The 14,866-nt window shown below is 63.7% G+C and carries 11 protein-coding genes and 1 pseudogene; 6 read left to right on the top strand and 6 right to left on the bottom strand.

What is annotated here, in order from left to right; all coding sequences use genetic code 11:
• Positions 1–150: 150 nt before the first annotated feature.
• Positions 151–1,914, top strand: a complete 1,764-nt coding sequence (locus tag CK228_RS16645) for an ABC transporter ATP-binding protein (RefSeq protein ID WP_095788548.1) — start codon at positions 151–153, stop codon at positions 1,912–1,914.
• 10 nt (positions 1,915–1,924) lie between these two features.
• Here CK228_RS16645 and CK228_RS16640 read toward each other — a convergent pair whose 3' ends face one another.
• The 3 genes from CK228_RS16640 to CK228_RS16630 are packed head-to-tail and all read right to left on the bottom strand — an operon-like array spanning position 1,925 to position 6,756.
• On the bottom strand, positions 1,925–4,561 hold the full coding sequence (locus tag CK228_RS16640) for a glycoside hydrolase family 99-like domain-containing protein (RefSeq protein WP_142876700.1): 2,637 nt from the start codon (positions 4,559–4,561) through the stop codon (positions 1,925–1,927).
• Positions 4,562–4,571: 10 nt separating this feature from the next.
• Positions 4,572–5,858, bottom strand: a complete 1,287-nt coding sequence (locus CK228_RS16635) for a rhamnan synthesis F family protein (RefSeq protein ID WP_179295945.1) — start codon at positions 5,856–5,858, stop codon at positions 4,572–4,574.
• Positions 5,859–5,880: 22 nt separating this feature from the next.
• Positions 5,881–6,756 (bottom strand): glycosyltransferase family 2 protein, encoded by an 876-nt coding sequence (locus tag CK228_RS16630; RefSeq protein ID WP_245438051.1) that lies wholly within the window; start codon positions 6,754–6,756, stop codon positions 5,881–5,883.
• A 371-nt stretch (positions 6,757–7,127) separates the two neighbouring features.
• On the opposite strand from CK228_RS16630, the gene CK228_RS16625 reads away from it, so the two are divergent.
• Genes CK228_RS16625 through CK228_RS16605 form a run of 5 tightly spaced genes read left to right on the top strand, consistent with a single transcriptional unit; the run spans position 7,128 to position 11,708 of the window.
• A complete protein-coding gene (locus CK228_RS16625) occupies positions 7,128–8,336 on the top strand; it encodes an ABC transporter substrate-binding protein (RefSeq protein WP_095788544.1) in 1,209 nt (402 codons plus the stop codon).
• A gap of 12 nt (positions 8,337–8,348) precedes the next feature.
• Complete coding sequence (locus CK228_RS16620) at positions 8,349–9,128, top strand: ABC transporter ATP-binding protein (protein WP_095788543.1); 780 nt, start codon at positions 8,349–8,351, stop codon at positions 9,126–9,128.
• Entirely contained in the window at positions 9,121–9,831 is a 711-nt protein-coding gene (locus CK228_RS16615; protein ID WP_064985307.1) for an ABC transporter ATP-binding protein, read from the top strand. Before CK228_RS16620 ends, CK228_RS16615 begins: the two co-directional genes overlap by 8 nt.
• A 7-nt stretch (positions 9,832–9,838) precedes the next feature.
• Positions 9,839–10,726, top strand: a complete 888-nt coding sequence (locus tag CK228_RS16610) for a branched-chain amino acid ABC transporter permease (protein ID WP_095788679.1) — start codon at positions 9,839–9,841, stop codon at positions 10,724–10,726.
• A 22-nt stretch (positions 10,727–10,748) separates the two neighbouring features.
• The gene (locus tag CK228_RS16605) at positions 10,749–11,708 is read left to right on the top strand and encodes a branched-chain amino acid ABC transporter permease (protein ID WP_095788542.1); all 960 of its coding nucleotides are present in this window, start codon (positions 10,749–10,751) and stop codon (positions 11,706–11,708) included.
• An 86-nt stretch (positions 11,709–11,794) separates the two neighbouring features.
• Here the strand turns inward: CK228_RS16605 and CK228_RS16600 are convergent, their stop codons facing one another.
• From CK228_RS16600 to CK228_RS16590, 3 genes and pseudogenes are all read right to left on the bottom strand, one after another.
• The gene (locus tag CK228_RS16600) at positions 11,795–12,187 is read right to left on the bottom strand and encodes a lysozyme inhibitor LprI family protein (protein WP_095788541.1); all 393 of its coding nucleotides are present in this window, start codon (positions 12,185–12,187) and stop codon (positions 11,795–11,797) included.
• A gap of 141 nt (positions 12,188–12,328) precedes the next feature.
• Complete coding sequence (locus CK228_RS16595) at positions 12,329–13,309, bottom strand: 2-dehydropantoate 2-reductase (RefSeq protein WP_095788540.1); 981 nt, start codon at positions 13,307–13,309, stop codon at positions 12,329–12,331.
• Between the two features lie 2 nt (positions 13,310–13,311).
• A pseudogene (locus tag CK228_RS16590) lies at positions 13,312–14,837 on the bottom strand (acyl--CoA ligase).
• Between the last annotated feature and the right edge of the window lie 29 nt (positions 14,838–14,866).

Genomic DNA, 14,866 nt, shown 5'->3' with positions numbered 1-14,866 from the left:
CCGCACCCCCACGCCGCTGCTTCGCAGCGACCCTCCCCACAAGGGGGAGGGTGAAGCGCTGGCGCCCTACCGCCCCCTTGTGGGGAGGACGGACCGAAGGTCCGGGTGGGGGGCGTGCCCGAATAAACCTCTCAGAACCCTGCTCTCCCAATGAACTCAGCCCCCAAGACCATCCTCGACATCGCCAACCTCTCCGTCAGCGTGCGCGGCGAGGATGGCGAGCGCGAGGTCGTGTCCAACCTGTCGCTGACGCTGGCGCGTGGCGAAACGCTTTGCATCGCCGGCGAATCCGGCTCCGGAAAGTCGATGACCGCGCTGGCGATCATGCAGCTCCTGCCTCAGCCTGCCGCCCGCATTTCATCTGGAAAGATCCGACTTGGCGATACCGACCTGGCTGACCTCGACGAGCGCCGGATGCGCCGCATTCGAGGCGACCGCATCGCCATGATCTTCCAGGAGCCGATGACCTCGCTCAATCCGGTGTTGTCGATCGGCCGGCAGCTCACCGAATCCATCGAGGCGCATACCAGCCTCTCGCCGGCCGAAGCCCGCCAGCGCGCCATCGAGGCGCTGAAGGCGGTGCGCATTTCGGAAGCCGAAAGCCGGCTAATTCAGTTCCCGCACGAGCTGTCCGGCGGCATGCGCCAGCGGGTGATGATCGCCATGGCCCTGGCGCTCGAGCCCGACGTACTGATCGCCGACGAGCCGACGACCGCCCTCGACGTCACCGTGCAGGGCGAGGTGCTGGAACTGCTGCGCGACCTGCAGCGCCAGCACGGCACCAGCGTCATCCTCATCACCCACGACATGGGCGTGGTCGCCGAAATGGCCGATCGCGTCATCATCATGCGGCATGGCCGCATGGTCGAGGAGGGCAAGACACCGGACATCTTCGCCCGGCCGCAGGCGGACTATACGCGCGAACTGCTGGCCGCCGTGCCGCGCATCGGCAGCGGCGTCGGGCGGCAGAAATCAAGGCATGTGGAGACGGCAACGCCAGCCAGCGTCGCCTTGGTCAAAGACCTGCATGTCCGCTTCGACCTGCGCGGAGGCGTCTTCGGCCGGGTCACCCGCCGGGTTCATGCGGTCGAGGGCGTCAGCTTCTCGGTCGCGCCCAACGAGACGCTGGCGCTGGTCGGTGAATCCGGCTGCGGCAAGTCGACCACCGCCAAGGCGCTGGCCGGGCTGGTACCTTACAGCGGCGACATCATCGTTGGCGGGCGCAATTTGTCGGGCCTCGGCCGCGACGAACGCAAGGCGGTGCGCCGCGACGTGCAGATGATTTTCCAGGACCCTTTCGCCTCGCTCGATCCGCGCATGCGCGTCGGCGACCTCGTCGCCGAGCCGCTGGTGATCCACGGCATCGCCTCCAGGGAAGAGCGCAGCCAGCGCGTCGCGGCCCTGTTCGAGCGCGTCGGCCTCTCGGCCGATCAGATGGAGCTTTATCCGCACGAATTCTCCGGCGGACAGCGCCAGCGCGTCTGCATTGCCCGCGCGCTCGCCTTGCGGCCGAAGCTGATCATCGCCGACGAAAGCGTTTCGGCGCTCGACGTCTCGGTGCAGGCGCGCGTGCTCGATTTGTTGAAGGAATTGCAGCGCGAATTCGGCGTCGCCTATCTCTTCATCTCGCATGACATGGCGGTGGTCGAGAACATCTCCGACCGCGTCGCTGTCATGTATCTCGGCCAGATCGTCGAAATGGGCACGCGCGACCAGGTCTTTTCCAACCCGCGCCATCCCTACACCAGGCGGCTGATCGAAGCCGTGCCGGTGCCCGATCCAGCGCGGCGCAGAAGCCGCTTCGCCCGCCTCGACCAGGAAATCCCGAGCGCCACCCGCAGGATCGGCGAGGCGCCGCTGAAACTGGCGCTGCAGGATGTCGGCAACGGCCACCTCGTCGCTGCGGACAGGTAGCGGGCATAATTTAAGTCGGCACGATGATCGGGACAGCGGGCGGCTGGCCTGCAACCTTCCGCATGGTCGACAGCAGGCGCGGAAAGACCTGGTCGGTGGAAAAATGCCGCCGCGCCTTGGCGCCCGCCTGCCTGCCGAGCTTCGTCCGCAACGGCTGGTTCCGGATCAGTTTCAGCGTGGCATCTGCCATCGCGGCCGGATCGGCCCGTTCGACGATGATGCCGGCATCGTCCTCGACGAAATCCGGCGCCCCGCCGCTGCCAGCGAAGCAGATTACCGGCAACTCGGCGAATGCCGCCTCCAGCATGACGCGGCCGAACGGCTCTTCGCGGGATGTCAGAAGAAACAGATCGGCAGCCCGAAGATAGCCGCGCACATCGTCGACATCGCCCAGAAATGTAACTTTTTCGTCCAACCCGTCCGCCCGCATCCTGTCGAGGTGCTGCGACCAGGTGCCGAGAGCTTCATCCCGTTCCCGCTCCGGAAACGAGCCGAGCCAGTAGAAATGATAGTCCTCGACCCCACGGGCCCGAAGAATTCGGGCCACCTCGATAAACAGGTCGGCACCCTTGCGGAATGGCATTGCGAGGCCGGATCCCAGGACGATGGTCTTGTCCACGGGCCAGCCGGCCAGTCGGCGACGTTCAAGACGCTGGGTTTCCTGACCGGGATCGGCGCCGGGCTGCGGAACCGCGCTTGGAATGACGTCGATGGCGTTCGTTTCGACCTTGTGCTCGGCCACCAGGTAGTCCCGGACGCTTGGCGAACACGCAACGAATCTCCGCGTGTGGGAAACCACATCCTCCATGTCGTCCTTGGCGTATCGGGCGACGCTCGTTGCCAATTCCCTGGCATGCGTCAGGATAGGAATGCCCAGTTCCCCAAGCAGCGCATGCACACGGCCGGTGGCCAGGCTGTTGCAATAGATGAGGTCCGGTCTGCCACCGTACCAATCGGCGATGCGGGCCAGCTTCGTGGCGGTCATCTCGGTTGGCGAAACCAGATCGTCCAGAAGGGCGGTATCGACAATGCGTCGAAACTGTTCGAGCCGTTCACCGCCTGCCAGGCACAGCACCTTGATCTCCAGCTCGGTGTGCGATTGCAGCCATTGGACGATGTCGATCAACGAAGCCTGCGCCCCACCGAGAGCCGCATCGTGCGAAACGAACAGAACGCGCCAGGACGCGCCCCCGGGGAATTTGCCGGCCGCTGACGGAGCCGACAGGACGTTCCGCGTCTCTTGCAGATAGGCGTAGCCATAGCGGGCGTCAGGCTCGAGATAGGCTCCCTCCGCCCACTCGTTCCAGGCATTGACGAAGATCAGGCGGCTGTCGAAATCGGCGAAACGATCGCATGTATCGGCGACCGCGTTGGCGAGCCATTCTGCGTAGCGGGGCGGCGATGCGTTCACCAGAATGTGGGCTGCCTCCATCCTCCGTGCGGTGTTGTCCCAGGAAGGGCAAAGTCCGCGAAACAGCGTGTAGGGAACCTGTGGGTAGGCGCGGCTGCGTTTGAGGAGCTCCGTCCAGTCGAAGATCTTTCCCCTGAAGCCGCTCTTGAGCGTTGGAATTCTGCCGCTGATCTCGCGAAATTTCCCAAGATTCGGTGGGAATTCGACGGCGGCGTCGAATCCGAATTCGGCGGGATCGTCCTTGTCGAACGACTGCGGGTAGGCAAGAAAAATCTCGCCGATGCCGGCTTCCCGGCAATAGGCTCTCCAGCGTTGTGCTGTTTCAGCGGCCGACGGAAACAATCCTGGCCGGTAAATCATCAGAAGAGGCTTGCCGCCGATGCGGATGTATCGCCGGTCGCGAAAATAGCGGGATACATATTCGATGAAGGCCAGGTCGTCCTCGGGTGAATGCGATTGCGCAATCAGCACCTCCTGTTCGAGCCCATGCCAACGGCGGCTCCAGGGTTCATTTGCCCAATTGATGCAGAAGCCCAGTTCGTGCGCATCGTTTTCGACGAATTGCCTGATCGGCATCTCAAGGACGCGCTTGCCGTTGAACCAGTAGAAGTGAAAACAGAACCCCGAGACGCCGTACTGAAGGGCAATCTCGATCTGTTCCTTCTGGATGTCCTTCACTCTCAGGTCGTAGAAGCCGAGGTCCGCCGGCCGCCTGGGCTGATAATGATCATCGAACTGCGGCGCCGCGCGTGTCACATTCGTCCATTCCGTGAAACCCTTTCCCCAAAAGGCGTCATTTTCAGGAATCGGATGAAACTGTGGTAGGTAGAAGGCAATGAGGCGCGCCTTCAGTGCGACGGGTCGCCTCTCGCTGGATCGCGGCACGTAGGTGGCGGGTCTCTGGATGGCGCCGGCATTTGTGCCCGGAGCACGTCGGGGGCTGCGCCCCTCGATCTTGCCGAAACGAATGTAGTGATCCAACGGATTCATCGAGGCGGCAGCCACGTCGGGATTTTTCGTCAGATAGTATTCGTTGTCGAAGTTCGGACTCGGGTTTCGCGACTCCGCGACACCATGCCTGATGTAATGCAGGATCGGATCTTTCCCGCTCCGGGCTACATCCGGATTTTGAACCAGATACCACGACACATCGAACAGACCGCTGGCTCGAATTCGTTGCCGCAGGCGAAATCTCTTCCATCGGCTTCTGCTGGTGAGCGATCTTACCAAGACCAAGAATTCGGATCTATCCAATCGGGTCTGCCTCGCGGGAATCCGTCGTCATGTCACCATCCGAGGCAACGCCGATCTTTGTGCAGATCATTCCAAGAACACGCTCGAGGGCATGCTGCAATGTGCCGTCTTGTTGGCCTGTCTCCTCGGGAAAGGCTGCCAAGGGCAGATCGAGCCGTCGCAGCGGTTCCAGCGCGTCGCGACGAACCCAGAACATCGTCCCGGCAAAGAAATCGAGGGGAGAACTGGAGGGCATCCCCATTGCCTCCAGCAGATTGAGGGCCATCGCCCTGTTCTCGCCCCACGCAGCCTTCTCCCCCTTCCATTCATTGGGCATCCGAAAGCGTCCGGATCCAATCATCTGGATGTCGGGAGAACGTTCGAACTTGGCGATGATGCGGTCGACCACGCCGCGGGATCCGATCAGGTCGAACGCACTCGCCTGGCGCCAGATCTCGCCGAGAACCATGCGCGGCCCGCTCTGCCCCGACTTCTTGCCATGCAGCTTGCAGATAAGATCGAAGGGATCGAACTTTCCTTCGCGAAGCAATTGGATGAAGGGGCCGACGTCGCGGCCACGATTTTCGTAGACCGTGATCTCGGCACCCGGAAATCTCGCCTGAACGCGTTGCGCGAGTGCCGCGTCAGGCCGGGTCAGCGTGAGAAAGAGCTGGAATTGACGACCGGTCGCTTCCAGCAACGCCTCGAACTCGGGCCAGAGATCGGGGTAATGCAGGTGAAGCGCCACGGCAATCTTCGGCTCGGCGGTGGGCCGGCGTTCGAGGGCCTCGGCTGGCGGACCATCAAAGTGCCGCAACAGGGTCTTCTGCAGATTGTCGCTCGCAGGGCCAAAGCCCCAACCGGCAAGACTGCCGAGGGCGCGGGCCAATTCACGCCCTTGCGGTCCCGAGATGTGCAAGAGAGGCTGCAAGACCAGGCCTTCGCCGAGCGGCAGCTGAAATCGCTTATGGCGACGACGCCGACGCAGCAGCGCGCCAATATCCCCGATGGCTAAGGGCCGAACACTCGCCGCGACGACGTCGCCTCTATCAAATTGCAGTCCCAGGCCGCCTTCGCTGCTTGTGAGCAGATAGGACGTGCGCGTGGTGACCGGCACATAGACGACCCTGTCCGCATGTGCTGGGCGGCGAACATCGAGCCGGAGAAACGGCATCGACCTCACTGTCGGCCAAAGCTCGACGACATAGCGTCCCGGCGCGTGGATGTGGATTTCGCCCACGGCACTGCTTGGGTCGACGCTGTCGCCTTTTCGCGGCTCGCGGGACAGGACATCAGGCAAGGCAACGCTCGTGTCGGCAGCGTCAGGCGACATAGCCGCCGTTCCGATTCGCGCGCGATCGGTCAAGGATGCTGTCGAATATGCCAATCAGCCGGCCCAGGGAATTGATCAATCTGTTTCGATTAAGCGTCAGGCAATAGAAGCCTATTTTCGTCAAGTAACGGAGTATGTCCACAAATGGGCTATAGGCGATGCCGTATTTCTTGCGCAAGTGGATCTCCGATCGCATCTTAGAGCGATACCGGAAAATACGCGCCCGGGTTGATTGCGCAACCGATGTGCCAATGTCGTGGACAGCATGCGCGCCACTGACAAGGATCATGGGCTCGTCACGCTGCAGCAGACGATATGAAAGGTCGTCATCCTCGAAATACAGGAAAATATCCTCGTCAAACCCGCCCGTATCGAGGAAGAGCGTTCGTTTGATCATGAACACGCCGCCATTGACGAAGCGGACGCAACAATCTCCCCAGACCTGCCGGATGCGTGTGGGCAGAGACATGCCTGAAAGACGATCGATCTCGCTCTCCTCGCGAAACCAGAGCCGGCCATCCACCGTATTGGTGCGCGGCACGAAGACGTTGCAATTTGGATAGCGTTCAGCAGCCTGCATGAGCGCATCGACGGCGTCCGTCCCAAGACGCACGTCAGGGTTGACGAACAGCAGATACTCACCCGTCGCCGCAGCCGCCCCGATGTTGCAGGCGCGCCCGAAGCCGAGGTTTACAGGATTGTCGATACGATGAATGGCAAGGCCGGACAGCGCGGTGGATAGATCGTCGGTACTTGCATTGTCGACGCATACGATCTCCACCCCTGGAGGCAGGCGAGCGAGCGCGCCCCGCACGGTATGCGCGCTGTTATGCGTCACAGTAATGGCAGTTATCGACCTGTTCATTGCCAAAGCCATCCTGATATCTCAGTTGGCTTCCCCCGTGGAAAGACTAGTGATCCGTACGCAATCTAAGCGCTGTGACTCCGGTGGTCGAGTCAATACTCCCGACTAAGTTCGTGGGCATGGACGCGCGGTCTCGCCAGGCCGCCGGTCACGGTTCACATGGTCTTGCTGCTTCCGAGGTTTCCGGCTGGCGTGATGGCCAGTCGCCTTGGCTGCCCTCGTGGCGGTAAACTCCCGGCGAGGAAGGGCTGCTTCGAACCAGAAATCCGCAACGGCCCCTTGCCGTTATTCCCCATCTTGCTCATGTTCAATACCGCTTGCTGGTGATCGTCCGGGGGAACGGTCGGATTCATCATGGGAGGAAGTCGATAATGAAGGTATGCTATTTCGTTTCCGCCGCGCTTCTTGCCGCGGCCGCTATCCCCGCCTCGGCCGCCGAAATTTCCGATGGAAAAGTCAAGATCGGCATCCTCAATGATCAATCCGGCGTCTATGCCGATTTCGGCGGCAAATGGTCGGTCGAGGCGGCCAAGATGGCGGTCGAGGACTTCGGCGGCAAGGTACAGGGCGTGCCGATCGAGATCATCAGCGCCGACCACCAGAACAAGCCTGACATCGCCTCCAACATCGCGCGGCAATGGTACGACACCGAACAGGTCGATGCCATCATGGAGCTGACGACCTCATCGGTCGCGCTCGCCGTCCAGGGGATCTCCAAGGAAAAGAAGAAGATCGACATCGTTACCGGCGCGGCAACCACCGATCTCACCGGCAAGCAATGCTCGCCCTACGGCTTCCACTGGGCCTATGACACCCATTCGCAGGCGGTGGGAACCGGGGGCTCCCTCGTGCAGCAGGGCGGCGACAGCTGGTTCTTCGTCACCGTCGACTATGCGTTCGGCTATTCGCTCAAGGAGCAGACCGCCAAATTCGTCGAGAGCCACGGCGGCAAGGTGCTTGGCGAAGTGCGTTATCCCCTGGGGTCAACCGATTATTCATCCTTCCTGCTGCAGGCGCAGTCGTCGGGCGCCAAGGTCGTCGGGCTGGCCAATGCCGGCCTCGACACCTCCAACTCCATCAAGCAGGCGGCCGAATTCGGCATCGTCCAGGGCGGCCAGCGCCTTGCCGCGCTTCTGTTCACGCTGGCCGAGGTGCATGGGCTGGGCCTTCAGGCCGCGCAAGGAGTCGTGCTGACCGAGGGCTATTACTGGGATCGCGACGACAAGAGCCGCAAATTCGGACAGCGCTTTTTCAAACGCACCAACCGCATGCCGAACATGGTCCAGGCCGCGACCTATTCGGCGGTGACGCAGTATCTGAAGGCGATCGACAAGGCCGGCACCGACGCGACCGAGGCCGTCGCCAAGCAATTGCATTCGATGCCGGTTGACGACGCCGTGACGACCAACGGCAAGGTGCAGGCGGACGGCAACATGGTCCACGACATGTATCTCTACCAGGTCAAGGCGCCCGGCGAGAGCACCAAGGACTGGGATTATTACAAATATCTCGCAACCATCCCCGGCAACCAAGCCTTCCTGAGCGAGAAGGAAAGCGGCTGTCCAACCGCGGCCCAGTGATCGGTGCGGCCCGTGGCGCCGTCTGATCTCAACGCCAACGAGCCGCCGGTGGTGCTCTCCGCCCGCGGGCTGCGGCGCGATTTTGCCGGCTTCGTCGCCGTCAGGAATGTCGACCTCGATGTCCGCCATCGCAACATCCATGCGCTGATCGGGCCTAACGGCGCCGGCAAGACGACTGTCTTCAACCTGCTCACCAAGTTCCTGGCGCCGACCAGCGGCAGGATCGAACTGCTCGGCCACGACATCACCCGCACGCCACCGGCAAGGGTGGCGCGCATGGGGCTGGTACGCTCGTTCCAGATATCGGCGATCTTTCCGCATCTCAGCGTGCTGGACAATGTGCGCGTCGCATTGCAGCGGCCGGGTGGGCTCGGCGTCCAGTTCTGGCGTTCCCTGGCAGCGCTCGATCGGTTGACGCCGCGAGCCGTCGAACTGTTGCACGCCGTTGGTCTCGACGACGCCAGGAACAGGCTGGCCGGCGATCTGTCCTATGGAAGGAAGCGCGCGCTGGAGATCGCCACGACCCTGGCCCTCGACCCGAAGGTGCTGCTGTTGGACGAGCCGATGGCCGGCATGGGGCATGAGGACGTGGCCATGGTTTCCGACCTCATCCGTTCGGTGGCGAGCGAGCGCGCGGTGCTGATGGTCGAGCACAACCTGACTGTTGTCGCCGATCTCTGCGACTGGATAACCGTCATGCAGCGCGGCGAGGTGCTGGCGGCCGGCGACTACGCGACGGTCAGCCGCGACGAGCGGGTGAAGGTCGCTTATATGGGCACCGCAGATGACTAGTGCCGCCCCCCTGCTTGCGGTCCGCGGCCTCAACGCCTGGTATGGCGAGGGCCATGCGCTGCACGGCGTCGATCTGGAGGTGTTTGCCGGCGAGACGGTCACGCTGCTCGGCCGCAACGGCGTCGGCAAGACGACGACGCTGCGCGCCATCATGGGGCTGATCCGCACGCGGACCGGCGAGGTCGTTTTCGACGGCGCGGATCTGATGCGCCTGCCGCTGCACCGCACCGCGCATCAAGGCATCGGCTTCGTGCCGGAGGAGCGCGGCATTTTCGCGACGCTGACGGTCGACGAGAATCTGGTGCTGCCGCCGGTCGTCGCCGAGGGCGGCATGAGCGTCGCGGAGATATTCGACCTCTTCCCCAATCTGAAGGAGCGCCGCAACAGTCCCGGCACGAGGCTGTCGGGCGGCGAACAGCAGATGCTGGCGATCGCCCGCATGCTGCGAACCGGCGTCAAGATGCTGCTTCTCGACGAGCCGACCGAGGGCCTGGCTCCCGTCATCGTGCAGCGCATCGGCGAGTTGCTGGTGACGTTGAAGAAGCGCGGCATGACGATCCTGCTGGTCGAGCAGAATTTCCGCTTCGCCAGCCGTGTCGCCGATCGCTTCTACCTGATGGAGCACGGCAAGGTCGTCGCCGGGTTCCCGGTCGGCGAACTGACGAACCGCATGGGGCAGCTCCACGACGTTCTGGGTGTATGAGGACGCCATGACGATGATCTTCGGAATCCCCGTCCAGGCACTGCTTGGCCAATTGCTGGTGGGGCTGATCAACGGCTCCTTCTACGCCATGCTGAGCCTGGGGCTGGCCGTCATTTTCGGCTTGCTGCGCGTCATCAATTTCGCCCATGGCGCCCAGTATATGCTCGGCGCCTTCGTCGGCTACCTGCTGCTCACCTATCTCGGCATCGGCTACTGGCCCGCGCTGATCCTCGCGCCGCCGATCGTCGGCCTCTTCGGCATCGCGGTCGAGCGCCTGGCGCTGTCGCGGCTTTACGACACCGATCCGCTCTACGGCCTGCTTTTCACCTTCGGTCTCGCGCTCGTGCTCGAAGGCATATTCCGCTATTACTACGGCGTGTCGGGAAACCCTTACGCCGTGCCGCCGCTGCTTGCGGGCGGCACCAATCTCGGCTTCATGTTCCTGCCCAACTATCGCGGCTGGGTCGTGGTCGCCTCGCTGATCGTCTGCTTCGGAACCTGGGCGCTGATCGAGAAGACCAGGCTCGGCTCCTATCTGCGCGCGGCAACCGAGAATCCCCGTCTCGTCCAGGCCTTCGGCGTCAACGTGCCGTTGCTGCTGACGCTGACCTACGGTCTCGGTTCCGCCCTTGCCGGGCTTGCCGGCATTCTGGCCGCCCCGGTCTATCAGGTGAGCCCGCTGATGGGATCGGATCTCATCATCGTCGTCTTCGCGGTCGTCGTGATCGGCGGCATGGGGTCGATTCTTGGCGCGATCGTCACCGGCTACATGCTCGGCCTCGCCGAGGGCCTGACCAAGGTCTTCTATCCCGAGGCCTCCAACCTCGTGGTCTTCGTCATCATGGCGATCGTGCTTCTGGTCCGGCCGGCCGGTCTGTTCGGGAGGGATGCCTGACATGTCGGAAGGGACATCTGACATGGCCGGGCCGTCGCCTCGCGAGACAGCAGCCGGAACCCCGGCATGGCCCGAATGGACGCTGGTCGGGCTCGCCATAGCGGCGCTGCTGGTTGCGCCCTTCCTGGTTTATCCGATCTTCCTGATGAAGATGCTGTGTTTCGCGCTGCTGGCCTGCGCGTTCAATCTCCTGCTCGGCTACACCGGCCTGCTGTCGTTCGGCCACGCCACCTTCTTTGGCGGCGCCGCCTATTTCACCGCGCATGCCGTCAAGGTGTGGGGCTGGCCGCCGGAAGCCGGCATCCTGCTCGGCATGGCGGGCGGCGCGCTGCTCGGCCTGGTCATGGGCTTCTTCGCCATTCGCCGGCAAGGCATCTATTTCGCCATGATCACCCTGGCGCTGTCGCAGATGTTCTTCTTCTTCTGCGTGCAAGCGCCTTTCACCGAGGGCGAGGACGGCATTCAGGGCGTGCCGCGCGGCATGCTGTTCGGCGTCCTCGACCTGAACGTCTCGCTGAACATGTACTACTTCGTGCTCGCGGTATTCCTCATCGGCGTTTTCGCCATCTGGCGCATCGTCAATTCACCCTTCGGCATGATCCTGCGCTCGATCCGGGAGAACGAGAGCCGCGCCATTTCGCTGGGCTATTCCGTCGCCAACTACAAGCTCGGGGCCTTCGTCATGTCGGCGGCGCTGGCCGGGCTGGCAGGCTCCCTCAAGGCGATCGTCTTCCAGTTCGCCACGCTCACCGACGTCACCTGGCAGATGTCGGGCGAGGTGATCCTGATGACGCTTCTGGGCGGTATCGGCACCATGGTCGGGCCGATCGTCGGCGCCAGCCTCGTCGTCGGGCTGGAGAACACGCTTGCCACCTCCGGTTTCCCGGTGACCATCGCCACCGGGCTGATCTTCATGGTGTGCGTGCTGGTCTTCCGGCGCGGCATTGTCGGCGAACTTTATGCACGGCTTCTCAAACGATAGGGCAAGCACTGATCAGTCCCAGATCGACCGGGCGCGATTGATCGGGCCGCGCCAGGGCGCCGGCCAACGATAACCCGTTTGAGTGGCTACGGGCTTTGCTGCACACGCTTTTCGAGTTCGGCGGTGCGCGCGCTCAGATCGTCCAGTTCAAACCCTTGAGATGTGAAGAAGGCGGCTTCTCCGTTGTCGGGATCGGCGGCAAGACGGTGCGTTTCCCGCAGATGATGTTTCAGCCAAGCGCGCTGCTCGCGCTGCAACCGGGCACGTTGAGGGCCATGCTCACGACGCATCAAGGTGTTGTAAGCGGCGTTCAACCTGGCATCGTACTTGTCGATCTCGACTTTCCCGCAATCCAGCATTTTCCCCGTGTAGCCGCCGGACTGGCTGACGCACGCCCTCATTTCATCATCGGTCTGTGCCATCGCGGGATGAGCCGTTGTCATGGCTAAAATTCCGAGGAAGCAGGCATGTCGGAGCATGGAGGCGGTTCCTTGAAACCAAAGGCTGGATGCGGGTCAGGGTCTCTCTGTTTCGGCACGTCCTCTGGATCGGCAACAAGGGCGCCCACGATATGTTGGGCAGGCCGCGAACGCGTCAAGGTTTGGCCCGCCGTGCCCCCATCACCCGTAACACCTGCGCTCCACCGCCAGCCGGCGCACCAGTGCCGACACCGCATCTATGGTTGGCGTCGGCTTGTCCGTCAGCCGGCCAAGCTCCTGCACCGCGCTCACCAGCGCGTCGATTTCCATCGGTCGGCCGCGTTCCAGGTCCTGCAGCATCGAGGTCTTGTGCTCGCCGACATCGCCGGCGCCCTTGATGCGGCGGTCGACCCCGATCGGAAAGCGCACGCCGAGGCTTTCGCCGATCGCCTGGGCTTCCAGCATCATGGTGCGGGCAAGCGCGCGGGTGCCTTCGTCGGCGACGATTCCCGCCAGCGTGGAGCCGGTCAGCGCCGAGATCGGGTTGAAGGAGAGATTGCCCCACAGCTTCACCCAGATTTCGCTGCGTATGTCGTCGCGCACCGGCGCCTGCAGGCCGGCCTTGACCATTTCCTCCGCCAGTCGCGTCACCCGTTCGCTGCGTTCGCCCGAGGGTTCGCCGAGCGAGAAGCGCTTGCCCTCGACATGGCGGATGAGGCCGGGCGCGTCGACCTCGACGGCGGGATAGACGACCGAGCCGATGACGCGCTCCGGCCCGATCCGCTGCCAGATCGCCCCTGCGGGATCGACCGCGTTCAGCCTTGTGCCTTCGAGCGGCCCGCCCAGTTGATGGAAATACCACCACGGCACGCCGTTCTGCATGGTGACGACGGATGTATGGTCCCCGAGCAGCGGCGCGATCTGGTCCAGCGCCGGGGTCAGCGAATGGGCTTTCAGCGCCAACACGACAGTGTCCTGCACGCCGAGCTCCTCGGCCCTGGCGGCGGCTCTTACCGGCGCCACCAACTCCTCGCCGTCCTCGAACAGGCGCAGTCCGTTCGCCCGGATCGCTTCCAGATGCGCGCCGCGCGCGACGATCGACAGGTCGGTGCGGCCGGCGATCGCCAGCTTGGCGGCGAGATAGCCGCCGATCGCACCGGCGCCGAAAATGGTGATCTTCATCGTCAAAGCCCGAGTTTGGCGGCGAGCCCGATGCGCTGCAGCTTGCCGGTCGCGCCCTTGGGGATCTCGTCCAGGATCAGGACCTTGCGCGGCACCTTGAAGTCGGCGAGCCGCGTCGCGGCATGGCTGCGGATGTCGCTCTCCGTGGCGCTCATGCCTTCGCGCAGCACCACGGCCGCCGCCACCTCCTCGCCAAGCTTGTCATGCGGCATGGCGAACGTGACGACCTGCGCGACCGCAGGATGGTCCATCAGCACGTCGTCGACCTCGAGCGGCGAGATCTTTTCGCCGCCGCGGTTGATGATCTCCTTCAGCCGGCCGGTGACGCGGAGATAGAAGTCCTCGTCGAGCACGCCCTGGTCGCCGGTGTGGAACCAGCCATGCGCGAAGGCCGTGGCATTGGCATCCGGGTTCTTTTCATAGCCTGCGGTGACATTGGGTCCGCGAATGACGATCTCGCCGGTCTCGCCGGCTTCCATCAGCCGCCCGTCCGGCGCCATCACCGCGACCTCCGGTCCGGCGCCGGCGCCGACGCTGCCTGGCTTGCGCAGGCCCGGTGGCAGCCGGTTCGACGCCATCTGGTGGGCGGCCTCGGTCATCCCGTAGGATTCGATCACCGGGCAGCCGAAGGTCGCTTCCAGTTCCGCCATCACTTGCGCCGGCAGCGACGCCGAGGACGAGCGGATGAAGCGCAGGCGTGCCGCGGCCAGCACCTCTTCATTGCGCGCGGCCCGCGGCAGGATCGCCTGGTGCATGGTTGGCACCGCCGTGTACCAGCTTGGCTTGGCATCGCCCAGCCACTGGAAGAAGCGCAGCGCGTTGAAACCCGGCGTGCAGTAGATGCTGCCGCCCGCTGCCAGCGACGACAGCACCGCCGCGATCAGGCCGTGGATGTGGAACAGCGGCATGATGTTGAGGCAGCGGTCATCGGCGCCCAGGCCGAGCGTGGCGCCGATATGGCGCGCCGAGGCGGCGATGTTGGCATGGCTGAGCGGTACCAGCTTGGGGCGCGATGTCGTGCCTGACGTGTGCAGCAGCAGCGCGATGTCGCTATCCCCTGCCATGTCGGGCGCAGCCTGCGGACCGATCGCCGCGCCCTCGATGGTGAAGGAGCCGGCGGGCATGCCCGGCGAAACGATAGCCGCAGCACGCCGATGCCGAGACGTTCGGCAACCGCCACCGCCGGACCGCTCTCGTTTTGCGCGACGAGGATCGCCTTGGCGCCGATGTCGGTGAGGTAAAAATCGAGCTCGTCGGCACGATAGGCGGGATTGAGCGGCGCCGTCGACGCGGCGGCGGCCACTGCGACGAAGGCGGTGGCCATCTCCGGTCCGTTCGGCAGCACGATCGCCACCCGGTCGCCCCGGCCGATGCCGAGCGCATGCAGCCGCTCGGCCGTAATTGCGATCAGGCGGCGCAGCCCGCCATGGCTGAGCGTCGCCCTGTCGGGCGCCAGGATCGCCGGCGCGTCATCAGCGCCGGCGGCGAGACGATGGGAGAGGTCTTTTGAATTCGTGCTCATGGTCATCGACTATGTTTCAAACGACTGCTTCTAGA

The organism is Mesorhizobium sp. WSM4312 (assembly GCF_002294875.1).
Classification (GTDB): domain Bacteria; phylum Pseudomonadota; class Alphaproteobacteria; order Rhizobiales; family Rhizobiaceae; genus Mesorhizobium.
The sequence above is the reverse complement of the archived record's forward strand: the minus strand, read 5'-3'. Positions and strand labels throughout refer to the sequence as shown.